24 protein-coding genes and 1 other RNA gene are annotated in these 21,925 nt (G+C 58.5%); 18 read left to right on the top strand and 7 right to left on the bottom strand.

From position 1 onward, the window contains the following. The 3 genes from H9C73_RS05830 to smpB form a co-directional block, all read right to left on the bottom strand. A partial coding sequence (locus H9C73_RS05830; protein ID WP_209286860.1) for a hypothetical protein occupies positions 1 to 221 on the bottom strand: 221 nt, incomplete at its 3' end. 274 nt (positions 222 to 495) lie between these two features. Beyond that, positions 496 to 855: a transfer-messenger RNA gene (gene ssrA, locus H9C73_RS05825) on the bottom strand. 54 nt (positions 856 to 909) lie between these two features. Continuing rightward, positions 910 to 1,389, bottom strand: coding sequence for an SsrA-binding protein SmpB (gene smpB, locus H9C73_RS05820; RefSeq protein WP_209286859.1), 480 nt, complete (start codon positions 1,387 to 1,389; stop codon positions 910 to 912). Positions 1,390 to 1,542: 153 nt separating this feature from the next. Between smpB and H9C73_RS05815 the strand changes: the two genes are divergently transcribed. Genes H9C73_RS05815 through H9C73_RS05805 form a run of 3 tightly spaced genes read left to right on the top strand, consistent with a single transcriptional unit; the run spans position 1,543 to position 3,695 of the window. Continuing rightward, the gene (locus H9C73_RS05815) at positions 1,543 to 2,907 is read left to right on the top strand and encodes a sodium-dependent transporter (RefSeq protein ID WP_209286858.1); all 1,365 of its coding nucleotides are present in this window, start codon (positions 1,543 to 1,545) and stop codon (positions 2,905 to 2,907) included. Positions 2,908 to 2,934: 27 nt separating this feature from the next. Then, positions 2,935 to 3,375 (top strand): type II toxin-antitoxin system RatA family toxin, encoded by a 441-nt coding sequence (locus H9C73_RS05810; protein WP_209286857.1) that lies wholly within the window; start codon positions 2,935 to 2,937, stop codon positions 3,373 to 3,375. 2 nt (positions 3,376 to 3,377) lie between these two features. Continuing rightward, on the top strand, positions 3,378 to 3,695 hold the full coding sequence (locus H9C73_RS05805) for an RnfH family protein (RefSeq protein WP_209286856.1): 318 nt from the start codon (positions 3,378 to 3,380) through the stop codon (positions 3,693 to 3,695). A 20-nt stretch (positions 3,696 to 3,715) separates the two neighbouring features. Here the strand turns inward: H9C73_RS05805 and H9C73_RS05800 are convergent, their stop codons facing one another. After that, entirely contained in the window at positions 3,716 to 4,075 is a 360-nt protein-coding gene (locus H9C73_RS05800) for an outer membrane protein assembly factor BamE (RefSeq protein WP_209286855.1), read from the bottom strand. Between the two features lie 88 nt (positions 4,076 to 4,163). Here H9C73_RS05800 and fur point away from each other — a divergent pair, with 88 nt between their 5' ends. Continuing rightward, positions 4,164 to 4,595, top strand: a complete 432-nt coding sequence (gene fur, locus H9C73_RS05795) for a ferric iron uptake transcriptional regulator (protein ID WP_209286854.1) — start codon at positions 4,164 to 4,166, stop codon at positions 4,593 to 4,595. Positions 4,596 to 4,617: 22 nt separating this feature from the next. Here the strand turns inward: fur and recN are convergent, their stop codons facing one another. Further along, positions 4,618 to 6,285: a DNA repair protein RecN gene (recN, locus tag H9C73_RS05790; protein WP_209286853.1), complete on the bottom strand. Its 1,668-nt coding sequence runs from the start codon at positions 6,283 to 6,285 to the stop codon at positions 4,618 to 4,620. A 179-nt stretch (positions 6,286 to 6,464) separates the two neighbouring features. Between recN and grpE the strand changes: the two genes are divergently transcribed. From grpE to H9C73_RS05730, 12 genes are all read left to right on the top strand, one after another. Continuing rightward, a complete protein-coding gene (grpE, locus tag H9C73_RS05785; protein ID WP_209286852.1) occupies positions 6,465 to 7,052 on the top strand; it encodes a nucleotide exchange factor GrpE in 588 nt (195 codons plus the stop codon). Positions 7,053 to 7,111: 59 nt separating this feature from the next. Next, positions 7,112 to 9,082, top strand: a complete 1,971-nt coding sequence (gene dnaK / locus H9C73_RS05780) for a molecular chaperone DnaK (RefSeq protein ID WP_209286851.1) — start codon at positions 7,112 to 7,114, stop codon at positions 9,080 to 9,082. 103 nt (positions 9,083 to 9,185) lie between these two features. Beyond that, a complete protein-coding gene (gene dnaJ, locus H9C73_RS05775) occupies positions 9,186 to 10,322 on the top strand; it encodes a molecular chaperone DnaJ (RefSeq protein ID WP_209286850.1) in 1,137 nt (378 codons plus the stop codon). Between the two features lie 49 nt (positions 10,323 to 10,371). After that, positions 10,372 to 11,181 carry a 4-hydroxy-tetrahydrodipicolinate reductase gene (gene dapB, locus H9C73_RS05770; RefSeq protein ID WP_209286849.1) on the top strand — a complete coding sequence of 270 codons (810 nt, stop codon included), beginning with the start codon at positions 10,372 to 10,374 and terminating at the stop codon, positions 11,179 to 11,181. Between the two features lie 165 nt (positions 11,182 to 11,346). Next, entirely contained in the window at positions 11,347 to 11,658 is a 312-nt protein-coding gene (locus H9C73_RS05765) for a Nif3-like dinuclear metal center hexameric protein (RefSeq protein WP_209286848.1), read from the top strand. Between the two features lie 24 nt (positions 11,659 to 11,682). Next, the gene (locus H9C73_RS05760; RefSeq protein WP_209286847.1) at positions 11,683 to 13,041 is read left to right on the top strand and encodes a V-type ATP synthase subunit B; all 1,359 of its coding nucleotides are present in this window, start codon (positions 11,683 to 11,685) and stop codon (positions 13,039 to 13,041) included. 6 nt (positions 13,042 to 13,047) lie between these two features. Then, positions 13,048 to 13,650, top strand: coding sequence for a V-type ATP synthase subunit D (locus H9C73_RS05755; RefSeq protein ID WP_209286846.1), 603 nt, complete (start codon positions 13,048 to 13,050; stop codon positions 13,648 to 13,650). Next, positions 13,647 to 15,443, top strand: a complete 1,797-nt coding sequence (locus H9C73_RS05750) for a V-type ATP synthase subunit I (RefSeq protein WP_209286845.1) — start codon at positions 13,647 to 13,649, stop codon at positions 15,441 to 15,443. Before H9C73_RS05755 ends, H9C73_RS05750 begins: the two co-directional genes overlap by 4 nt. Continuing rightward, entirely contained in the window at positions 15,431 to 15,877 is a 447-nt protein-coding gene (locus tag H9C73_RS05745) for an ATP synthase subunit C (RefSeq protein ID WP_209286844.1), read from the top strand. The genes H9C73_RS05750 and H9C73_RS05745 overlap by 13 nt, the downstream gene beginning before the upstream one ends. 8 nt (positions 15,878 to 15,885) lie before the next feature. Continuing rightward, the gene (locus H9C73_RS05740; protein WP_209286843.1) at positions 15,886 to 16,563 is read left to right on the top strand and encodes an ATPase; all 678 of its coding nucleotides are present in this window, start codon (positions 15,886 to 15,888) and stop codon (positions 16,561 to 16,563) included. Beyond that, positions 16,563 to 17,261, top strand: coding sequence for a hypothetical protein (locus H9C73_RS05735; RefSeq protein ID WP_209286842.1), 699 nt, complete (start codon positions 16,563 to 16,565; stop codon positions 17,259 to 17,261). Before H9C73_RS05740 ends, H9C73_RS05735 begins: the two co-directional genes overlap by 1 nt. Before the next feature lie 5 nt (positions 17,262 to 17,266). Beyond that, complete coding sequence (locus H9C73_RS05730; protein WP_236014097.1) at positions 17,267 to 19,084, top strand: V-type ATP synthase subunit A; 1,818 nt, start codon at positions 17,267 to 17,269, stop codon at positions 19,082 to 19,084. A 6-nt stretch (positions 19,085 to 19,090) separates the two neighbouring features. Here the strand turns inward: H9C73_RS05730 and H9C73_RS05725 are convergent, their stop codons facing one another. Then, a complete protein-coding gene (locus H9C73_RS05725; RefSeq protein WP_209286840.1) occupies positions 19,091 to 19,654 on the bottom strand; it encodes an NUDIX hydrolase in 564 nt (187 codons plus the stop codon). 113 nt (positions 19,655 to 19,767) lie between these two features. Between H9C73_RS05725 and H9C73_RS05720 the strand changes: the two genes are divergently transcribed. Together H9C73_RS05720 and H9C73_RS05715 are read left to right on the top strand one after the other, a co-directional pair. Next, entirely contained in the window at positions 19,768 to 20,367 is a 600-nt protein-coding gene (locus H9C73_RS05720; RefSeq protein ID WP_209286839.1) for a CoA pyrophosphatase, read from the top strand. Next, on the top strand, positions 20,360 to 20,554 hold the full coding sequence (locus H9C73_RS05715) for a DUF1289 domain-containing protein (protein ID WP_209286838.1): 195 nt from the start codon (positions 20,360 to 20,362) through the stop codon (positions 20,552 to 20,554). Before H9C73_RS05720 ends, H9C73_RS05715 begins: the two co-directional genes overlap by 8 nt. Positions 20,555 to 20,581: 27 nt before the next feature. On the opposite strand, the gene H9C73_RS05710 is transcribed toward H9C73_RS05715, so the two are convergent. After that, positions 20,582 to 21,856: an HlyC/CorC family transporter gene (locus H9C73_RS05710; protein WP_209286837.1), complete on the bottom strand. Its 1,275-nt coding sequence runs from the start codon at positions 21,854 to 21,856 to the stop codon at positions 20,582 to 20,584. Positions 21,857 to 21,925 lie beyond the last annotated feature (69 nt).

Raw genomic sequence — 21,925 nt, 5'->3', positions numbered from 1 at the left:
TTAGTCACGCCCTCATGATGTTTTTTATAAAGTGTGGCTATCTCGCGTAAAGTGAGACTCTCCACATCTTTGATATGAGGAGAAAGTATCTTCCGAACCCACGATATCTGATGCTCGTAATCCTTAATTGCAGAATGATAAAAATCGTTACTTTGTACCGGCTCTACAGGGCTGTCCTTGACCAGCTTCTTAATCGTTTCAAGTTCTTCTACCGCTTTCAACGTTCTACCCTCTTGAAGCAACTCTCTACAACGTTGTGCCAATAATACCGCTTGGGCACGCGCTGTCGACTTGCATCGAGTTCGTAGGGATCGCTTAATGACTCTGGGCTTCCCAGATATTAGGTAGGTGTATCTGAAGTGGTAGATGCCCGAAACAGTTCGGACTAGGTAATCGGCATAGGCCATGAAAGTGTACCTCTAAAGTGTACCTTTCTTGGATTCAGTATCCTGTGCCTTCACTAACCCGCTGATAATTAAGCGAATTATTTAAAAGTGGTGGAGGTGGCGGGTTTCGAACCCGCGTCCGCCAATCCTCTGCCTCAAGATCTACATGCTTAGGCTTCTCTATTAGGTTAACCCGTCGCGACCCGAGAGCCAGGGTGCTGTGGGCGAGCCCTTTTAGTTTTAACCGTTCAGCTTAGGGCAAAGCATCCGGGCGATTCTGTCTCGTATGACACCGCAAAATCAGTAAGTTACAGACACCTTACAGTGCGGCGCTGGCAGGCTTATGCTGCCAGTGCGTAGTTATCGTCGTTTGCAACTATAACTAGTGTGATGAGGGATTTACGAGAATCATCACGTTCTCGGCATGCACCTAAGGGTTCGTAATCGGCGTCGAAGCCAAGTCACCCCCAGATTTGAACGCGCTATTGTAACGGTTATGTAGACACCATGAAAGGGCTTGAGTTCAGCGAACCGCCACAGCCAGTTCGCGCTGCTTTTGGCGGTTCCAGTCCTTCTCTTTCTCGGCCGCGCGCTTGTCGTGCAGTTTCTTGCCCTTCACCAGTGCAATCTCGCATTTCACCATGCCCTTTTTCCAGTACAGGGCCAGCGCGACGCAGGTGTAGCCCTTGGCGTCTACGGCAGTGGTGAGTTTGTCGAGCTCGCGGCGGTTAAGTAGCAGCTTGCGATCGCGGCGCGGGTCGGTCACGTAGTGAGTCGAGGCCGAAATCAATGGAGTGATGTGAGCCCCGACAAGCCAGGCCTCGCCATCCTTGAATACCACGTAGGAATCGACCAGTTGGCCACGCCCTTCACGCAGGCTTTTGACTTCCCAGCCTTGCAGGGACACGCCAGCCTCGAAACGGGTTTCGATGGTGTATTCGTGCTTGGCACGTTTGTTAAGGCAGATGGTATTTCCGCCTGGAGCCTTCTTTTTCTTCGCCATGCGCGGATTATATAGACGTGCGCGAGGCAAGGAAAGGTGGGTCTAAGCGGCTGGATTGAGAGATTATTCGGTCAAATGGCCGTTTAAGGTTGTCACCCTTGTCGGAAATATGAACAATTGCTGGTTTCCAAAAAATCATGATTTGAGAGTGCTATGGAGTCTAAACAGTCTATTCACGGCTCGTGGGCAAACCGCTGGATCTTCATCCTGGCGGCAACTGGGTCGGCAGTCGGACTGGGTAACATCTGGAAGTTCCCGTATATCACCGGTGAAAATGGCGGGGGTGCCTTTGTACTGGTTTATCTGGTGTGCATCCTGATGGTGGGTATTCCCATCATGATGGGTGAGATTCTGGTCGGTCGCCGTGCCCGTCAAAGCCCAATCAACGCCGTTATGGAAACGGCGGCTGAAGCGGGGCGCAGCACCCGGTGGGGTGTCATTGGCTGGCTGGGTGTACTGTCTGGTTTTACCATTTTCTCATTTTATTCAGTGGTTGCAGGCTGGGTGCTGCACTACATCGCCGGCATGGGTACAGGACAGCTGGTGGATGTGGGCAGTGAGGAGGCGGGTCAGCGCTTTACTGACCTGCTGGCAAGTGCAGACCAGATGCTGGTATGGCATACGGTGTTTGTGCTGATGGTTGTAGCCGTTGTGGCCGGCGGTGTGAACAAGGGGCTTGAGCGTGCCACCAAGGTGATGATGCCGGCTCTGTTCCTGCTGCTGCTGGTACTGCTGGGCTACTCTGCTACCTCCGGCAGTTTCGCCGAGGGCTGGTCGTTCCTGTTCAGCTTCTCGCCTGAAGCACTGACCTGGGATGCGGTTCTGGTCGCACTGGGGCACTCCTTCTTTACACTGTCGCTGGGTATGGGCGCCATCATGGCGTACGGCTCCTATATGGGCAAAAAGGATTCCATTGGCGCCACGGTGATCACCATCGGTGTGCTGGATACCCTGGTTGCGCTGGTGGCGGGCCTTGCCATCTTCCCGATCGTGTTTGCCAATCAGCTCGATCCGGGGGCGGGCCCTGGCCTGATGTTCATTACGCTGCCGGTGGCCTTTGGCCAGATGCCGGGCGGTCAGGTGTTCGGCTTCCTGTTCTTTACGCTGGTCGGTGTCGCCGCCTGGACGTCTGCCATTTCCCTGCTGGAGCCGGCGGCTGCCTGGGTTGTGGAACGCTTTGGCATGCGCCGCCCCGCGGCAGCGCTGGTACTGGGTATCATCGTGTGGCTGCTGGGCATCGCCTGTCTGCTGTCGTTTAACCACTGGTCCGAGATCAAGATCTTCACGCTGAGCATCTTCGACTTCCTGGACTTCATCACGGCGAACGTGATGCTGCCGCTGGGTGGTTTGCTGATCGCGCTTTATACCGGCTGGGTACTGAACAGCGGTATGACGAAGGACGAGCTGGCACTGGGCTGCAACAAGTCCTACGCTGCCTGGAGGTTCGTGATCCGCTTTATCGCGCCGGTAGCGGTATTGATCATCTTTGTGGTCAATCTGTATGACAAGCTGGCCTGATGACAGGCCAACCCAACAGGGAAAACTATGACGCAGGTTAAACGTAGTGCGCTGGTGATGCATACGGCTGAGCAGATGTTCGATCTGGTCAACGATGTACGCCAGTACCCGCGTTTCTTGCCCTGGTGCTCGGCCACTGAAGTGGTGGCCGAGTCTGACCAGGAGCTTGAGGCCACGCTGTATCTCGCCAAGGGTGGACTGAAATACAGTTTTACCACGCGCAACTGCCTGGAGCGCCCTCGGCAGATGGATATCGCACTGGTGGAAGGGCCGTTTTCCTCGCTGCACGGGGTGTGGGTTTTCACGCCGCTGAGTGATGAGGCAAGCAAGGTCGAACTCACCATGGATTTCGAGTTCAAGGGCAAACTGGCCGGCATGGCCATGTCCAAGGTGTTCAGCTCGGTCGCCACCACACTGGTGGATGCCTTTGTAACGCGTGCGGATGAAGTGTACGGCCAGGGGAGTTAGTGATGATTCAGGTTGAAGTGGCTTATGCCTTGCCGCATGAGCAAAAGATTATTGCCCTGCAGGTAGAGGAAGGCTGCACCGTCAAGGAGGCGGTCATCCGCTCAGGTATCACTGAGTTGTTCAGTGAGATCGATCCGGAAACCATCCCCATGGGTATTTTCGGCAAGGCCGTGAAGGACCCGTCCAGCACGGTACTCAAGGAGGGTGAGCGGGTTGAGCTCTACCGTCCGCTGATTGCGGATCCCAAAGAGGTCAGGGCCAGGCGTGCGGCCAAAATGAAAGCGCAGAAGGAAGCTGAACAGGCAGGAAAGACAGAATAGTTCTATCTTTCCTGTCAGGCTTACTGAGCGGAAGCCTCGGCCTTTTCGGCTTCGGTCGGCGCGCCGGGCATGAAGTCGCCACTCAGACGCACGAGTTTGTCGTCTTCAAAAAACAGGCTGATGCGCTCGCGGAAACGTTCGTCATCACCGTTTTTCAGGGCATAGATGTAATCCCAGCGATTCTTGCTGAAACTGTCATTCACCAGCGGTGTACCCATGATGTACCGTACCTGAGAGGGCGTCATGCCGGGGCGCAGCTGGTTGACCATCTCCTGCGTTACCAGGTTACCCTGGGGGATATCAATCTTGTAAACGCCGGGGAAACCCGAACAGCCGGTAATAAGAATCGTTAGAATTGCGGTGACAAAAACCTTTCGCATCGGACAATGGCTTCCGTTTTTAGGCCTAAACAAAGATAATGGAGTCTAACATTGCAAATCCCGAACAGCATAGTGATTGAGACCTAATATGGCACTGGAAAATCAGGAACTGCGGAAGGCCGGACTCAAGGTGACTCTGCCGCGGGTCAAAATTTATCAGATTCTGGAGCGTGCCGGAGAAGGCGACCACTTCAGTGCTGAAGACATCTACAAGCTATTGATGGAGCAGGGCGAAGATGTGGGCCTTGCCACTGTCTACCGTGTTTTGACACAGTTTGAAGCGGCTGGCCTGGTGTCACGTCATCACTTCGAAGGTGGGCACTCTGTCTTTGAGCTGGCGCGCGATGAGCATCACGACCATGTGGTATGTGTGAAGTGTGGCCGTGTGCGTGAGTTTACCGAACCCAAGGTGTCCGAAATTCTGGACAAGGTTGCGGACGAGCTGGGCTTTACCATCACTGACCGTACCCTCTACCTCTATGGTGTATGCAAGGACGGCTGTGAGGATAAAAACAGCTGATACCCTTTCCTGCTGTCAGCCATTAGGCTGACAGCATCTCCTGCGCATGCGTGAGCGTGGTGCGGGTAATATCGACGCCCCCCAGCATACGCGCCACTTCCTCGACGCGCTGGTGATCGCTCAGGCGGCTGACGCGTGTGTGATTCCCCGAGGCTTTCCCTTTCTTGCTGACAAACAGATGCTGATCACCCTGTGCAGCGACCTGAGGCTGATGGGTGACACACAGAATCTGTACCCGCTGTCCCAGTGCATGGAGCATGCGGCCGACGACCTCGGCCACACCCCCGCCGATACCAACATCCACCTCATCAAAGACCAGTGTCGGTGTGCTGGATGTCTGCGCAGTGATCACCTGAATTGCCAGGCTTATGCGTGAAAGCTCACCGCCGGAGGCGACTTTTGCCAGTGCACGTGCCGGCTGGCCTTCATTGGTGCTGATCAGAAACTCCACATCTTCCAGCCCGTTGGCGTTGTAGCGCTCCTCTTCCAGAGGGGTCAGGCATGCGGTGAAATGGGCGGCGGGCATACCCAGCGCATGAAGCTGCTCGTCCACCTGTACACCCAGCTTTTCCGCTGCCTGCTGACGAGCAAGGCTGAGTTCAGCCGCGGCGCTCAGGTATTCCTGACGTGCGGCCTCGACCGCTTCTTCCAGCTCGGCCAGTGTCGCGTCGTCCTGCGTGAGGGAGGCGAGTTCGGCCTGCAGTCCCTGTTGGAATTCCAGCAGCTCTTCCGGCAGCAGGCGGTGTTTGCGGGCGATATCGTAGATGGCAGTGAGGCGTTCTTCCACTTCCTGCTGGCGCTCGGGGTTTATCTCGATGCCGTCCAGAAAGTGGCGGACTTCGCGGCTGGCTTCCTCAACCTGAATCAGTGCACTGTTGAGCATTTCGTCAACCTGTTTAAGGCGTTCGTCATCGGTGCCGAGCTGTCCCAGCAACTGCAGACAGTGATTCAGCAGCGACAGGCAGTGCTGGTCTTCGCCTTCACTGCTGATCTGCAGGAGCTGATGGCCCGATGAGAGCAGGCTGTCGGCATTCTCAAGCCGCTGCTGCTCCTGCTCCAGCGCTTCCAGTTCACCGGGCTGCAGAGCGAGCTGCTCCAGTTCTTCAACCTGATAGCTCAAGAGCTGTACGCGTGCGTTGCGCTCCTCGGAAATATCGGTGCGTTCACGAAACTCGGAATAGAGCCGGCGCCACTTGTGAAAGCCGCGTCTGACCTGATCGGCCAGTTCGCCCTGACCGCCGAACGCATCCAGCAGTACACGGTGATGGTCTTTTTTCAGCAGTCGCTGGTGTTCGTGCTGGCCGTGAATATCCACCAGAAACTGGCCGAATTCCCGCAGGAGAGCCAGCGGGGCGGGGCGACCGTTGATATAGCTGCGGCTGCGACCTTCGCGCGTAATAACCCGGCGCAACAGGCATTCACGCGGATCACCGTCCAGCTCATGCTCGTTGAGCCAGAGCTGTGCGGACGGCAGGTTGCGGATATCGAAGCTGGCGGTGAGCTCGGCCTTGTCGGCGCCCTTGTAGAGGCTGTCACTGTCTGCCCGATTGCCCAGACACAGCCCGAGAGCATCCAGCATGATGGACTTGCCGGCACCGGTTTCACCGCTGATGACGGTCATTCCTCCGTCCAGTTCCACTTCCAGCGCATCAACAATGGCGAAGTTGCGAATCGTGATCTGCGTGAGCATGACTGCCACCTATGGGTTTCTATACAGTGGTTGTTTATACAGTAGTTACTGTATAAGCCATTTTCCCGGTGGCATCAATCCCTGGCTGAAAAAATTCTCGAGAACGCTTGAACCTGTCAGAAACAGCCCCATATAGATCTGCAACGAGGTGAAACCCCAGATTCAGTTGGAGAGACCTGATGGCGAAAGAGCAGCAGAATACCCAGGAACCCGTTGATTCGGTTCAGGAAACGGCGGAGTCCGTGGTTGAAGCAGATGCGGTTGAAACCGTATCCGCCGATGACAATCAGGCAGATTTGCTGCAGCAGCTTGAAGAGTCACGTGCCGAAGTGGATGCCTTGCAAAAGGAGCTGGCAGAACTTCAGCCGCGTGCTCAGGCCGAAATTCAGAATATTCGTCGCCGTGCTGAACAGGATGTGGAGAAGGCACACAAGTTCGGACTGGAAAAGTTCGCCAACGAGCTGTTGCCGGTTGTCGATAGTCTTGAGCGTGCCATCGAGGCCAGCCAGGGCGATGATGAGAAAACCAAAGCGATCCGGGAAGGGATCGAAATGACGTTGAACATGTTCCTGTCCGGTCTGGAAAAGTTCAACGTTGAGCAGGTTAACCCGGAAGGCGAAACCTTCAACCCGGAACACCATCAGGCCATGTCCATGGTGCCGGCAGAGGGTGTTGAGCCAAACACCGTGGTGACCGTGGTACAGAAAGGCTACCTCCTCAACGGCCGTCTGATGCGTCCGGCGATGGTGATGGTGGCTAAAAGCTGATCGGGGCGTTGAATTTGCGCAACGCGTACCCATATAAGTAGCAAGCCAATTTTCTAGATTTGAGTTCGCCCCATAAGGCGACAGAAACAGCGGAGCAGAACATGGGCAAAATTATCGGTATTGACCTGGGCACCACCAACTCCTGTGTGGCGATCCTGGACGGTGACAAGACCAAGGTAATTGAGAACGCCGAGGGTGATCGCACCACCCCGTCCATCATTGCCTACACCGAAGACGGTGAAACTCTGGTCGGTCAGCCGGCCAAGCGTCAGGCCGTTACCAACCCGGACAACACTCTGTTTGCCATCAAGCGACTGATCGGTCGTCGCTTTGAAGACAATGTTGTCCAGAAAGACATCAAGATGGTGCCGTACAAGATCATCGCGGCTGACAACGGCGATGCCTGGGTCGACGTAAAAGGTCAGAAAATGGCACCGCCGCAGGTATCGGCTGAAGTGCTGAAGAAGATGAAGAAGACCGCCGAGGACTACCTGGGCGAGAAAGTGACCGAAGCGGTGATCACCGTACCGGCCTACTTCAACGACTCTCAGCGTCAGGCCACCAAGGACGCAGGCAAGATCGCCGGTCTGGAAGTGAAGCGTATCATCAACGAGCCGACCGCGGCTGCGCTGGCGTACGGCATGGACAAGTCCAAGGGTGACAAGACCGTTGCCGTATACGACCTGGGTGGTGGTACCTTCGATATCTCCATCATCGAGATTGCGGACGTTGACGGTGAGCACCAGTTCGAAGTACTGGCCACCAACGGTGACACCTTCCTGGGCGGTGAAGACTTCGACCTGGCTGTCATCAACTACCTGGCGGACGAGTTCAAGAAAGAGAGCGGCATCGACCTGCACAACGATCCGCTGGCGCTGCAGCGTCTGAAGGAAGCGGCCGAGAAGGCCAAGGTTGAGCTGTCTTCTGCTCAGCAGACCGACGTGAACCTGCCGTACATCACTGCAGACGCGACCGGTCCGAAGCACCTGAACGTGAAACTGACCCGCTCCAAGCTGGAGTCTCTGGTCGAAGATCTGGTACTGCGCTCTATCGAGCCGTGCCGCACTGCGATTCAGGATGCCGGCGTATCCGCATCTGAAATCGATGAAGTGATTCTGGTGGGTGGTCAGACTCGCATGCCGCTGGTACAGCAGAAAGTGGCTGACTTCTTCGGCAAGGAGCCGCGCAAGGACGTAAACCCGGATGAAGCCGTCGCTATCGGCGCCGCTATCCAGGGGGCTGTCCTGTCCGGTGACGTGAAAGACGTACTGCTGCTGGACGTAACCCCGCTCACGCTGGGCATCGAAACCATGGGTGGCGTAGCGACCCCGCTGATCGAGAAAAACACCACTATCCCGACCAAGAAGTCGCAGGTGTTCTCGACCGCTGAAGACAACCAGACTGCCGTGACCATTCACGTGGTTCAGGGTGAGCGAAAGCAGGCGTCGTCCAACAAGTCTCTGGGACGTTTCGACCTGGCGGACATCCCGCCGGCACCGCGTGGCATGCCGCAGATCGAAGTGACCTTCGATATCGATGCCAACGGTATCCTGAACGTGTCTGCCAAAGACAAGGCAACCGGCAAGGAGCAGTCCATCGTCATCAAGGCCTCTTCCGGTCTGAACGACGATGAAATCGAACAGATGGTTCGCGACGCCGAAGCGCACGCGGAAGAAGACAAGAAGTTCGAGGAACTGACCGCTGCGCGCAACCAGGGTGATGCCATGATCCACACGGCACAGAAAACCCTGAAGGATGCCGGCGACAAGGCGACCGACGAAGAGAAAGAGAAGATCGAAGCCGCCATCAAGGAGCTGGAAGAAGCGCTGAAAGGCTCCGACAAGGAAGCGATCGAAAGCAAGGCCGAAGCGTTGACCGAAGCCCTGTCCGCCGTGGCGCAGAAGATGTATGCCGAAGCGGCGCAGGCTGAAGAAGCCGCTGCCGGTGGTGCTGAAGGCGGTGCCAAGGATGCCGCGGACGACGTGGTAGACGCCGAGTTCGAGGAAGTGAAGGACGACGACAAGAAGTAAGCGTTCGCGCTTGTCGATCCTTGCAGTGTGACGGCGCGGGCTCAGGCCCGCGTTGTCATGTCCGGCTCCTGTGAGCCAAACCCTGACGAGTCAGATTCGGATCATGTCAAAGCAGGACTACTACGAACTTTTGGGGGTGTCTCGCGACGCGTCCGATCGTGATATCAAAAAGGCCTATCGCCGGCTGGCGATGAAGTACCATCCGGACCGTAACCCGGGTGATGAAGAGGCCGAAAACAAATTCAAGGAGATCAGCGAGGCCTACGAGGTACTCTCTGATGCCCAGAAAAAGGCAGCCTATGACCAGTTCGGTCATGCCGGTGTCGACGGTCAGGGGGCTGGCGGCTTTGGTGGCGGCGGCTTCGAAGGCAACTTCTCCGACATCTTCGGTGATGTCTTTGGCGACATCTTCGGCGGTGGCGGTGGTGGCCGACGTCGTTCCGGTGTGCAGCGCGGGGCCGATCTGCGCTACAACCTGGAGCTGACGCTGGAAGAAGCGGTACGCGGCTGCGAAAAAACGCTGGAAATTCCGACCCTGGTCGGCTGTGAGACCTGTGACGGCAGCGGTGCCAAGCCGGGCACCAGCGCCAAGACCTGTTCCACCTGTGGTGGCATGGGACAGGTGCGCATGCAGCAGGGGTTCTTCTCGGTACAGCAGACCTGCCCGACCTGTCGTGGTGAAGGCAAGGTGATCTCTGATCCCTGTGGCGACTGTCATGGTCAGGGCCGGGTCGAGAAAACCAAGACCCTGCAGGTCAAAATCCCGGCCGGTGTGGATACCGGAGACCGTATCCGCCTGTCAGGCGAGGGCGAAGCGGGCACCCATGGTGGACCGGCGGGCGACCTCTATGTGCAGGTTCACGTGCGTGAGCACCCGATCTTCCAGCGTGATGGCAAACACCTCTACTGCGAAGTGCCGATCAGCTTTGTGGATGCGGCACTGGGCGGTGAGCTGGATGTGCCGACACTGGATGGCCGCGTGAAGCTGAAGATTCCGGCCGAAACCCAGACGGGCAAACTGTTCCGCCTGCGTGGCAAGGGCATCACCCCGGTACGCGGTGGCAGTGTCGGGGATCTGATGGTGAAGGTTGCGGTGGAAACGCCAGTCAACCTCAACAGCCGTCAGAAAGAGCTGCTGCGTGAGTTCGCCGAGACCACGGAAGAAGGCAACAGTACGCACAGCCCGAAAAAACACGGCTTCTTTGACTCGGTGAAGAAGTTTTTTGAAGATATGACCTGATGGCAGGCCCTGCGGGGCCTGTTTGTGCAGACGGATACAGGAAAGCAGCATGATCAGAGTAGCGGTGACCGGTGCAGCCGGTCGTATGGGCAAAACCATTATCGAGGCGCTGCAGCAGAATGATGCAGTTTCATTCAGTGCCGCCATCGTGGAGCCTGACAGCTCCCTGATCGGTGCAGATGCGGGTGAACTGGCCGGTGTTGGCAAGCTGGGCGTTGCTCTGGCGGGCAGCCTGGCAGCCGTAGTGGATGATTTTGATCTGCTGATCGACTTCACTGCACCTGAAGTGACCATGCAGAACGTGGCGTTCTGTGCCGAGCACGGTAAAAAAGTGGTGATCGGAACCACTGGCCTGAGTGACGATCAGAAAGCGTCGCTGCAGCAGGCGGCCGAGAAAACCGCGATTGTATTTGCGCCCAACATGAGTGTGGGGGTGAACCTCTGCTTCAAACTGCTGGAAATTGCAGCCAAGGCACTGGGTGACGATAGCGGCTATGATATAGAAGTGATTGAAGCCCATCACCGTCACAAGGTGGATGCTCCATCCGGTACTGCTCTGCGTATGGGGGAAGTAGTGGCCGATGCGCTGGGACGTGACCTGAAGGAGTGTGCCGTCTACGGACGTGAAGGCATTACCGGTGCGCGCCCGCCCAAGCAGATCGGTTTTGAAACCATCCGTGCAGGCGATGTTGTTGGCGACCACACGGTGCTGTTTGCCACCGAAGGTGAGCGTATTGAAATTACGCACAAGGCATCCAGTCGCATGACCTTTGCCAAGGGTGCCGTTCGCGCCGCTGGCTGGCTGGAAAGCAAGACCACCGGGCTGTTCGACATGCAGGACGTACTGGGCCTGCACTGACAAACCCAACCTTGTTGTTGTTCCCTCTGCCCGCCTCCGGGCGGGCTCTTTTATGCCCTGCCGCAACCTTTCTGTCATTCCTCTCTGTCAGTGTGTGAACCTGCTTGCTGTCCCGGCCTGAACACGGCTATGGTAAGCATTCATGCGGTGAAGAATGGAGGCAGAATGTACAAACTGTGTTTCTTCGTACCCGAAACGGATGCCGAACCGGTCAAAACCGCACTGTTTGAAGCCGGCGTGGGGCGTATTGGTGATTATGACCAGTGCTGCTGGCAGACGCTTGGAACCGGTCAGTTCCGCCCGCTGGACGGTGCCAACCCTCATCTGGGACAGCAGGGGCAGCTGGAAACCGTGCCGGAGCTCAAGGTGGAAATGGTGTGCACCGATGAGCTGATCAAAACCGCTGTCGCCACCTTGAAAGAGGCGCACCCTTATGAAGAGGTGGCATACGAGGTGTACAAGCTGGCGGAGTTCTAGCGCTGGCAGCAAAGGGAGGTCGCTGTGACTCAGCTACTGGTTCGTTACTCGCGCATTCTTGAGATAGTGGGCGACATCGTGCGCGTCCACGTACCCACACCGGACGAGGGCGACGTGAGCGCTATCGGCTACGGTGACCTGGCTCTGATCGAAAACATCCTTGATCCGGATCAACCGCCTTACATGGCTCAGGTGATTCAGCTTGAGGGTGACAGCGTATCCCTGCAGGTCTTTTCCGGGACCAAGGGGCTGTCCACCCGGGCGGGTGTGCGCTTTTTGGGCCACCCCATGCAGGTAACCTTTTCGCCCAATATTCTGGGCCGCGCCTTTTCCGGCTCCGGCCGTCCGATTGATGGTGGCCCCGCGCTGAGCGAGGAGGCCCGGATCGACATCGATGGCCCCACCGTTAACCCGGTGCGTCGTATCCTGGCATCACGCATGATCCGCACCAACGTGCCGATGATCGATGTCTTCAACTCTCTGGTGGAAAGCCAGAAAATTCCGATTTTCTCTATCGCCGGTGAGCCCTACAACCGTCTGCTGGCGCAGATCGGTGCCAATGCCGATGCCGATGTGGTGGTGTTTGGCGGTATCGGTCTGATCTTCGATGACTATCACTTCTTCCGCCGTGCCTTTGAAGAGGCGGGTGTCAGTGCTCGCACGGTGACCTTTGCCCATCTGGGGTCGGACCCCGTGGTGGAAGGCTTGCTGGTGCCGGATATGGCGCTGGCGGTTGCCGAGCGTTTTGCCGTTGAAGAAGGCAAGCGGGTACTGGTGTTGCTGACAGATATGACCGCCTACGCGGATGCGCTCAAGGAGGTGGGTATCTCAATGGAGCACGTGCCCTCCAACCGCGGTTATATCGGCGACCTGTACTCTCAGCTTGCACGCCGTTACGAAAAGGCCTGTGACTACAAGGGTGCTGGTTCGGTCACTATCCTTTCGGTTACGACCATGCCCGGTGATGACGTGACCCACCCGGTGCCGGATAACACGGGCTACATCACCGAGGGCCAGTTTTATCTGCATGACGGTGTGCTGGATCCCTTTGGCTCCCTGTCGCGCCTCAAGCAGCACGTGATCGGCAAGGTGACGCGCGAGGACCACGGCCAGATCATGAACACCATGGTGCGGTTCTACGCCGAAGCGCGCGACGCCCAGCAGAAACAGGCGATGTCCTTCGACCTGACCGAGTATGACGAGCGTCTGCTGATCTTTGGTGAGCGCTTCCGGGAACGCTTCATGGACATTAACGTGTCCATGCCGCTGGAAGAGGCGCTGGACCTGTGTTGGCAAACGCTGGCGGAGTGCTTCCAGCCGGAAGAACTGTTGATGAAACAGCAGCTTGTGGATAAGTACTTCCCGCAGCAGGCAGCGAGTTAGTGCGCCATGGCCAAGCTTGCGCTGAATAAAAGCACCCTCAATCACGAGCAGCAGCGGCTGAAGTCTTTCCGCCAGTTCGTGCCGGCGCTCGATCTCAAGCGCAAGCAGATTCTGGCGGCCCGCGTGAAAACACGCCATCAGTTGTCAGACCTGCAACAGCAGATTGACGCGATTGAAGCGGCCGTTGCCGAGCAGTTGCCGATGCTGGCCGGGACACAGCTGGCACTGGGAGAGCTGGTGAGAGTGGATGGGGTCGATCGCCAGGTGGAAAACCTGGTCGGCATCGAGCTGCCGGTGGTGGCCGACATCCGGATTGACCGCGCCCAGTATTCCCGCCTGGCACTGCCTCAGTGGGTGGATGTGATGGTACAGCATTTGGCACGCATGCTTGAGTTGAAAATACGTATTCAGAACGAGCAGGTTCGGCTGGACCGGCTGGAAGCCGGGCTGCAGAAAACCACCCAGCGACTGAACCTGTTTGACAAGGTGTTGATACCCAAGGCGGAGAAAAATATCCGGCGTATCCGGATCGCACTGTCCGATGCGGAGCGGGCCGGTGTGGTGCGTGCCAAAATCGCCAAGAACAAGCGGGCGAGGATGGCCGTATGAGTATTCAGGCACTGAAAAAAGCCTCGCTGATCGGCCTGACGGCAGACAAGCCGCAGGTTCTCGATCGGCTGCAAACGCTGGGGTTGATGCATGTGATTCCGCTGCGAGAGGCGGTGCTGGCTGAACAGGAAAACGTGCTGCCTGAAGGGGTGAGCCCGGACCAGTTGCAGCAGGCGATTCGGTTCTTGCTGGCCTGTCCGCAAAAACGGCGGCAGGTGACGGTGGAGCGCCACTTTGAGCTGCCTGCGGTTGTGGAAGCTGTGCGGCATAACCGCCGCAAGCATCTTCAGCTCAGTGAGCACCGGGACTTTCTGCGCAAGCGTATACGTGATCTGGCGCCCTGGGGCAATTTTCAACTGCCGGGCGAAGAGGGGTTGCTGGGCTATCGGCTCTGGTTCTACCTGGTGCCCAACTACCGCATGCATGAGCTGCGCCACTGTGACCTGCCCTGGGCTCAGGTCCACCGTGATAATCGCCATGCCTATGTGGCCGTCATGTCGAAAGAAGAGCCGCGCAGCAACCAGATGCCGGTGCCACGCACGCATACCGGTTCGGTGCCACTTGAGCAGTTGAAGCGTGAGCTGGAAGATCTGGAAATCGAGATCGAGGCACTGGAAGCCGAACGCGAAGCCCATACGCGCTGGCTCTACCTGTTGCAACGCTCCATGGCGGGCAGTCAGGACAGTGCTGACCGGGAAGCGGTGTCGCGGCAGACCCGCGATGACGAACACATCTTTGCGCTGCAGGGCTGGCTGCCCAGCGCCCGTGTGGGTGAGCTGGAGCAGTTTGCGGATGACGAAGGGCTGGTGCTGCTGCTGGAAGAGGTGGCCGAGCATGAACACCCGCCTACGCTGTTGCAGAACCCGCCTGCGCTGGCCGGTGGCGAGGAGGTGGTGCGTTTCTATCAGATGCCGGGCTACCGGGCGTGGGACCCATCGCGGGTGGTGTTCTTCTCCTTTGCAGCCTTTTTTGCGCTGATTCTGTCCGACGCCGGGTATGCGGCTTTGCTGGGGTTGGTGCTGCTGATCTACTGGTCCAGAATGGGCGGCAGCGAAACCGGACGCCGCCTGCGGGTGCTGGGTGTCACCCTGGCAGGGTTTTCCGCCTTCTGGGGTGTGCTGGTGGGCAGCTATTTCGGTGCTGCGCCACCGCCCCTGCTGGCGCCGCTCAAGATATTGGACATGAACGACTTTGACAGCATGATGCGGGTGTCCGTTGTAATGGGAGCAGGGCACCTGGTACTGGCCAACCTGATTACCGCCTGGCGACGGCGCCACTCGCTGCAGTCACTGGCGCCGCTGGGCTGGACACTGCTGATTCTGGCGGGGGTAAGTGCCTGGCTGCGACAGCAGCTGGGCGTTGAATGGGGCGTGATGGCGTTCGGGTTGCTGCTGGTGCTGCTGTTTTCCAGTGCGCGTCCCATGCAGCGGGCCAATGACTGGGCCTGGCGCTTGCTGGATGGGCTGCTGGCGCTGACAGGTGTCTCCAAGATGTTCGGTGACGTGCTCAGTTACTTGCGCCTGTTTGCGCTGGGTCTGGCCAGTGCCTCTCTCGCCATTACCTTCAACCAGCTGGCCACCGATGTGGCAGCGGCCGTCCCGGGGGTGGGGCTGTTCTTCGAGGTCCTGATTCTGCTGCTGGGGCACCTGCTCAACTTCGTTCTCGCGGTGGTCAGTGGTGTCATCCATGGCCTGCGACTGAACCTGATCGAATTCTATAACTGGAGCCTTGCGGATGAAGGCTACGCTTTTCAACCTTTCACCAAGCGGGAGGTCGACCCTTGGATAACCTGATACTGGCACTGGGATGGGCGGGGCTCTATGGCCCCATGGCACTGGGCGCGATCGGCAGCATCATCGGTTGCGCACTGGCAGGGCAGGCCGCATGCGGGGCGCTGCTGGAAACGGAAACCGGGCACGGGCGTTACGTGGGGATCGCCGCCATGCCGTCGTCGCAGACGATCTACGGCATTGTTGTCATGTTCTCCCTCAACCGGGCCGTGACACTGGACAATGCGCCGGGCCTGTTTGCGGTGGGGATTCTGGCAGGTCTGGCCTTGATGTTCAGCGCCATTCGGCAAGGGCAGTGCTGTGCCAGTGCCATCAATGTCTCCAAAATCAAGCCCGAGATCTTCGGCATGTCCGTGGCGCCGGCCGCGATCGTTGAAGGCTTTGCGGTCTTCGCATTTATTTTTGCGCTGGTAATCAGTGCCGGTATACCGGCCTAGGAGGAGCCATGAGTGATCAGCAACAGGCTGCCTCGGGGGTTGAAAAACTGATTCAACAACTGCGTCAGCAAGGCGTAGAGGATGGGCAGCGCCAAGCGTCAGAACTGGTCGAGGAGGCCGAACGCAGGGCCAACTGGCTGGTCGAGCAGGCCCATCAGGAAGCGGAGCAACTGCGCCGCAAGGCGCGTGAAGACTCCGAGCGGCTGCGCCGTGCCGGTGAAGATGCACTCAAGATGGCGGCACGTGACATGCAGTTGCAGTTGCGTGAGCAGTTGGCGCAGACCTTTGCCAACCGTGTGCGCATGCAGATCAGTGAACAGCTGAACAGCGACGAGTTCATTCGCGAGGTGATTCGGGAAGTGGTGGTGCAGGCCTGTCAGGATGCCACCATCTGTGCGATGCCGAAGGTCGAGCTGCTGCTGCCGGCCGGGGTCGTTGGTCTGGAAGAGCTGCGGCGTAATCCGCACGCCTACCGGGAAGGCAAGCTGAGCCAATATGTACAGGAACAGCTGAACCTGCAGCTGCGTGAGGGCGTGACGCTGGATGTGCACGACGGCAGTGGTGTGCGCATCCGCTGTCAGGGCGAGGATGCTGAAATTGACCTGAGTGACCGGGCGCTGGCCGAGCTGTTGCTGCGTCATCTGCAACCGAGGTTCAGGGCCATCCTGGAGGGAGTGATTCGCTAGTGTCGCTCTACTATACCCTGGTGCCGGCGCTGCCGGCGTTGCCGCCCTCGCTGTCCCAGTTGCGCGAGCTGCCCATATCGGTGCTGCAGCTCGAGCAGCGCCTGAGCATGCTGAGCGATGAAGATCAGGCCGTGCTGGCACGGGCGTTGCGCCTGTTCCAGCGCGAACGCAGCGGTGATGAAGGGTTTTCGGACCGTGACGAAGTGCGTCACTGGCAGCAGGAGCTGGCGGCGATTCCGGACAAGCCTTTGCGCCGCGTACTGGAAGAAAACCTGGAGTGGCGCAGCCTGATGGCGGCCCAGCGCTACCGTCTGGCCGGTCAGGCCGATGGCACCGGATTTGAGGGGTACGGCCCCCGTATCTGGATTATCAAGCGTGACTGGCAGCAAGCCGACTTCGGGCTGGGGCGGCGTTATCCCTGGCTGGTGGAGTCGCTTGCGCAGCTCAAGCAGGGGCAGTGCCTGGCGCTGGAGCAGCAGATTCTGGAGCGCTTGTGGCGCAAACTGAGACTGCTGGAGCAAAGCCACCCGTTTACCCTGATGGCGGTGGCCGCCTATCGGTTGCGCTGGTCGTTGGCAGAGTATCGACTGCGCTGGCAGGGGGATGCGGCGCAGGAGCATTTTTCACAATTGGTTGATCGCGCGCTTGACCGGCTGGGGCCGGATGCGTCGGTCGACGCGGTGACAGAGGCAGGTTGATGAACATGAGCCAGACCCCGAGTGCGCGGGTGATCGGTGTCCGTGACGACATCGTCAGCATCCGCATGCTGAAGGACGACGAGGGTGAGTTTTACCCCATTACCAAAAACGAGGTGGTCTTGATCTGTCCACAGCGTACGGATGGGGCACGGCAGGAAAAGCTGCAGGCGGAAGTGTTGCGGGTACGCCATGGCGAGGCCGATGTTCAGGTGTTTGAAACCACGCGAGGTGTTGCCGTAGGTGACGCCGTGGAGCAGACCGGCCAGATGCTGTCGGTCTCGCTCGGCCCCGGGCTGCTGGGGCAGGTGTATGACGGCCTGCAAAACCCGCTTGAAGTGATCGCCGGACAGCAGGGCTTTTTCCTGCCGCGGGGGCTGGCGGTCGATGGGATTGATCAGCAGCAGAAGTGGTCTTTTCAGCCCTCGGTCAAGGTGGGCGCGCGGGTCAAGGCGGGCGACCTGCTGGGGCGTGTCGCGGAGAGCCGGTTCAGTCACAAGATCATGGTGCCCTTCAACCTGCGAGGGGAAGCAGAAGTGACCTGGGTGCAGGAGGGCAGCTTCACCGTGTCTACACCGGTGGTGCGCCTGCGCCTGAGTAATGGTGACGAGCGTGAGGTCAGCATGCAGCAGCGCTGGCCGGTCCGGGTGCCCGTCAATCGCGACCTTCTGCGCGAGGGGTACAACCAGCGACAGTTCCCGGATCAGCCCATGCTGACCAGTATTCGCCTGATCGATACTTTTTTCCCAGTCGCGCTGGGCGGTACTGCCTGTATTCCGGGGCCCTTTGGTGCCGGCAAAACGGTGCTGCAGGGGCTGATTTCGCGCTATTCCAACGTGGATATCGTGGTGATCGTGGCCTGTGGTGAACGTGCCGGTGAAGTGGTCGAGACGATTACCGAGTTTCCCAACATGCCCGACCCTCGCGGCGGCACCCTGATGGATCGTACCGTCATTATCTGTAACACCTCCTCCATGCCGGTCGCGGCCCGTGAGGCCTCCATCTATACCGGTATCACCATCAGCGAGTATTACCGCCAGATGGGCTACAACGTGTTGCTGATTGCCGATTCCACCTCACGCTGGGCGCAGGCCATGCGAGAAACCTCGGGGCGTTTGGAAGAGATCCCCGGTGAAGAGGCCTTTCCGGCCTATCTGGATTCGGCTGTCCGTGCGCTCTATGAGCGCGCGGGCATGGTGCTGACCAATGAGCACGAGCAGGGCAGTCTGACCCTGATCGGCACGGTGTCTCCGGCCGGGGGGAATTTTGAAGAACCGGTGACCCAGTCGACCCTGAGAACGGTGAAAACCTTCCTCGGCCTGAGTGCCGAAAGGGCCTACAAGCGTGCCTATCCGGCCGTCGACCCGCTGATCTCCTGGTCCCGCTACCTGGATCAGCTTGAAGGCTGGTTTAACGATCGGCTGGCGCCACAGTGGGTGGAACAGGTTAAACGCATGCTGGCGCTGCTGCGGGAAGGGGAGCAGGTTCAGCAGATGATGCAGGTGACCGGCGAAGAGGGGGTGACGCTGGACGATTATCTGGCCTGGCAGAAGTCACAGTGTCTGGATCAGGTCTATCTGCAGCAGGATGCGTTTGATGACGTGGACGCTTCCACCCCGGTTGAGCGGCAGAAAGAGTTGTTCATGCTGCTGGTGGAGTGCCTTGATAACCCGCCGGCGCTGAAGGACAAGGACGCCGTGCGGGCACATTTCGTGAAACTGGCGGGGCTGTTCCGCAACCTGAACTACAGCCGGCATGACAGCCCCGACTACCGCCGTTACCTTTCAGAGATCAAGCAGATGGTGGTGCACGTACAGGCGTCCTGACTGCTGTCAGCTTTCCAGCAACAGTTCCTCATGGCCCGGTGAGAGCGCCAGGTGGCGTAAAGGGAATGAGGGACTGGTTTCGGCCCGGTCGGCGAAAAAGAACCTCAGGGCATTGCGAATGGTCGGGAAGGCCAGTTCATCCCAGGGGATTTCGTCTTCGCTGAACAGGCGGGTTTCCAGTGTTTCCTCGCTGCTGCCAAAGTGTGCTTCCGGCAGATCTGCCAGATAGATCATCTGAACCTGGTTGACGTGCAGAATGGAAGACACGGTGTAGAGCTTGCGCAGCACGACTTCCGCGCGGGCTTCTTCAAGGGTTTCGCGCAGGGCCGCTTCCTCGGTCGACTCGCCGTTTTCCATAAAGCCGGCCGGCAGCGTCCAAAGGCCGTAGCGCGGCTCGATGGCTCGCTTGCACAGCAGCACCTGGTGGCCATGCACCGGCAGGCAGCCGGCAACAATGCGCGGATTCTGGTAGTGAATGCTGCCGCAATGATCACAGACATGACGTTCACGGTTGTCGCCGGCCGGAATCCTGAGGCTGACCTTGTGCCCGCACTGGCTGCAAAAATTCATCGAAGCTCCTTTCATGTTGTGCTGCGGTACCGGCATTGTGACATCTTGCCCGGGGTCGCGACAGATCGGTTACAGGAGTATTATAGGGCTCCCCTTGTCGATTGGATTTGTGCATGCTCGATCAGTTACGCAAGCGCCTTCAACATCACCGCCCCTGGCGCCTCAGAACCCGAGGTCGCGAAGCTGGCGTGCTGGTCGCGCTGACAGATCGGCCGGATCCTGAAGTGATTCTGACCCTGAGGGCCGCAACGCTCTCGACCCACAGTGGTGAGGTCGCCTTTCCGGGCGGCAAGCGTGACCCGGAAGACCGTGACCTGCTGGACACGGCGCTGCGCGAGGCGCACGAAGAGATCGACCTGCGGCCGGACGACGTCAATGTCATCGGCTCACTGGGACAGGTTGTCTCCAAGCACCACCTTCAGGTATCGCCCTGGGTGGGGATTGTGGCGGCGCACCAGCCCCTGCAGGCAAACCCGGACGAAATCGAGCGAATCCTCAGAGTTCCCTTGAGCTTTCTGCTGGATCCGGCGTGTCGGCGCATGGATCGACTCGATTTCGCCGGCAAGGCGCGTTTTGTGCCGGCCTGGGACTGGCAGGGGGATGTAATCTGGGGCCTGACAGCCTACATTCTGGCCGAGCTGCTGAATGTGGGGTTCGATGCCGAGATCCCGATGAAGCCACGACCTGAACATCTGGAGTCAACACGTGACTGACACAACAGCCGACGACAAACCGGTGCCGAGCCCGTGCGTAAGCGTCTGCGCGCTGGGGGAAGGGGATATTTGTATTGCCTGCCACCGCAGCGGCAGTGAAATCAGCCGCTGGGGGCGCATGACCAACGCGGAAAAGCGAGCGGTTTGGGCGCTGATCCGTCGGCGTGAGCAGGGTGAAGCGGTCTAGTCAGGCGTCACCCCGGTGCCGTCAGAGCTAGAGGCTCTCCCGTGCCTTGGCGGTTTTGCTCATGCGCACGGTTTTGACCAGATTGTCACAGATCTGCAGGGTTTCCATGCGGTAGCCGTTGATCTCGAGACAGACGTTGGCATCCGGAATGGATTCGAGCGTTTCCGTAATCAGACCGTTCAGGGTCTTGGGGCCATCCGTAGGGAGCTTCCACTTCAACGCCTTATTGATCTCGCGTATGTAGGCACTGCCGTCAATGAAGAAGCTGCCATCTTCCTGCGGATGAATTTCCTGGTTGATGGTGTCATGGTCGTTAGACAGCTCGCCAACAATCTCTTCCAGAATATCTTCCAGGGTCACGACACCCTCAATATCACCGTACTCGTCCACCACAACACCGATGCGGCGGCTCTGTTTCTGGAAATTGAGCAGCTGGGTCTGCAAGGGTGTGCTTTCGGGGACGAAATAGGCCTCATGCACCACCTGCATGATGGCCGGCTTGGTCACCTTGCCCTGCTGGATCAGCTGCGCCAGATTACGCATGTGCAGGATGCCGACGATGTTGTTGATATCGCCGCGATAGACCGGCAGACGGGTGTGACGGGTCTTGGACAGGAGCTCCAGAATTTCGTCCATCTCCAGATCCAGATCGATCCCCTCTACCTCGTTGCGCGGAATCATGATGTCGTTGACCGTAACCTCGTTCAGCTCCAGTACCCCCAGCAGCATGGACTGGTTACGGTGCGGCAACAGAGAACCGGCCTCGTGCACGATGGTGCGCAGCTCTTCCGTGCTCAGGCTCTCATTGCCGGTGTCATTGATGTTGACGCCAAACAGGCGCAGAAAGCCGTTGGTGATGCCGTTGATGATCCATACCAGCGGATAGGCCACTTTGAGCATCGGCTGCAGCAGGTAGGAGGCCGGGAAAGCGATCTTTTCCGGGTGCAGCGCGGCCATGGTCTTGGGCGAGACCTCTGCAAAAATCAGGATGACAATGGTCAGGCCGGCGGTGGCGATCGCGATACCGGCGTCACCCCAGAGGCGGACGGCGATCACGGTCGCAATTGCGGAGGCCAGGATGTTGACGAAGTTGTTACCGATCAGGATCAGGCCAATCAGGCGGTCCGGGCGTTCCAGCAGGCTGCTGGCCTTGCGCGCAGAGCGGTGTCCGCTCTTCACCAGATGGCGCAACCGATAGCGGTTCAGCGACATCATGCCGGTTTCCGAGCTGGAGAAGAATGCTGAACAGAAAATCAGCATTACGAGAATGACAGTCAGTGTGCCTATCGACGCATCGTCCAAGGGGCAAAACCTTATCTTGATTCGGGGCGTTCATTTTCTGGTCAGGCCCCGCGGGTGTCAAGCCAATCG

The sequence above is a fragment of the Marinobacterium alkalitolerans genome (assembly GCF_017776525.1).
Lineage (GTDB): Bacteria > Pseudomonadota > Gammaproteobacteria > Pseudomonadales > Balneatricaceae > Marinobacterium > Marinobacterium alkalitolerans.
This window is presented reverse-complemented; position numbering and strand designations above follow the sequence as displayed.

Bases quoted from the DNA above. Each gene is read 5' to 3' on its own strand.
- smpB (WP_209286859.1), bottom strand. From the start codon at position 1,389: ATGGCGAAGAAAAAGAAGGCTCCAGGCGGAAATACCATCTGCCTTAAC.
- H9C73_RS05815 (WP_209286858.1), top strand. From the start codon at position 1,543: ATGGAGTCTAAACAGTCTATTCACGGCTCGTGGGCAAACCGCTGGATC.
- H9C73_RS05810 (WP_209286857.1), top strand. From the start codon at position 2,935: ATGACGCAGGTTAAACGTAGTGCGCTGGTGATGCATACGGCTGAGCAG.
- H9C73_RS05805 (WP_209286856.1), top strand. From the start codon at position 3,378: ATGATTCAGGTTGAAGTGGCTTATGCCTTGCCGCATGAGCAAAAGATT.
- H9C73_RS05800 (WP_209286855.1), bottom strand. From the start codon at position 4,075: ATGCGAAAGGTTTTTGTCACCGCAATTCTAACGATTCTTATTACCGGC.
- fur (WP_209286854.1), top strand. From the start codon at position 4,164: ATGGCACTGGAAAATCAGGAACTGCGGAAGGCCGGACTCAAGGTGACT.
- recN (WP_209286853.1), bottom strand. From the start codon at position 6,285: ATGCTCACGCAGATCACGATTCGCAACTTCGCCATTGTTGATGCGCTG.
- grpE (WP_209286852.1), top strand. From the start codon at position 6,465: ATGGCGAAAGAGCAGCAGAATACCCAGGAACCCGTTGATTCGGTTCAG.
- dnaJ (WP_209286850.1), top strand. From the start codon at position 9,186: ATGTCAAAGCAGGACTACTACGAACTTTTGGGGGTGTCTCGCGACGCG.
- dapB (WP_209286849.1), top strand. From the start codon at position 10,372: ATGATCAGAGTAGCGGTGACCGGTGCAGCCGGTCGTATGGGCAAAACC.
- H9C73_RS05765 (WP_209286848.1), top strand. From the start codon at position 11,347: ATGTACAAACTGTGTTTCTTCGTACCCGAAACGGATGCCGAACCGGTC.
- H9C73_RS05755 (WP_209286846.1), top strand. From the start codon at position 13,048: ATGGCCAAGCTTGCGCTGAATAAAAGCACCCTCAATCACGAGCAGCAG.
- H9C73_RS05750 (WP_209286845.1), top strand. From the start codon at position 13,647: ATGAGTATTCAGGCACTGAAAAAAGCCTCGCTGATCGGCCTGACGGCA.
- H9C73_RS05740 (WP_209286843.1), top strand. From the start codon at position 15,886: ATGAGTGATCAGCAACAGGCTGCCTCGGGGGTTGAAAAACTGATTCAA.
- H9C73_RS05730 (WP_236014097.1), top strand. From the start codon at position 17,267: ATGAGCCAGACCCCGAGTGCGCGGGTGATCGGTGTCCGTGACGACATC.
- H9C73_RS05725 (WP_209286840.1), bottom strand. From the start codon at position 19,654: ATGAATTTTTGCAGCCAGTGCGGGCACAAGGTCAGCCTCAGGATTCCG.
- H9C73_RS05720 (WP_209286839.1), top strand. From the start codon at position 19,768: ATGCTCGATCAGTTACGCAAGCGCCTTCAACATCACCGCCCCTGGCGC.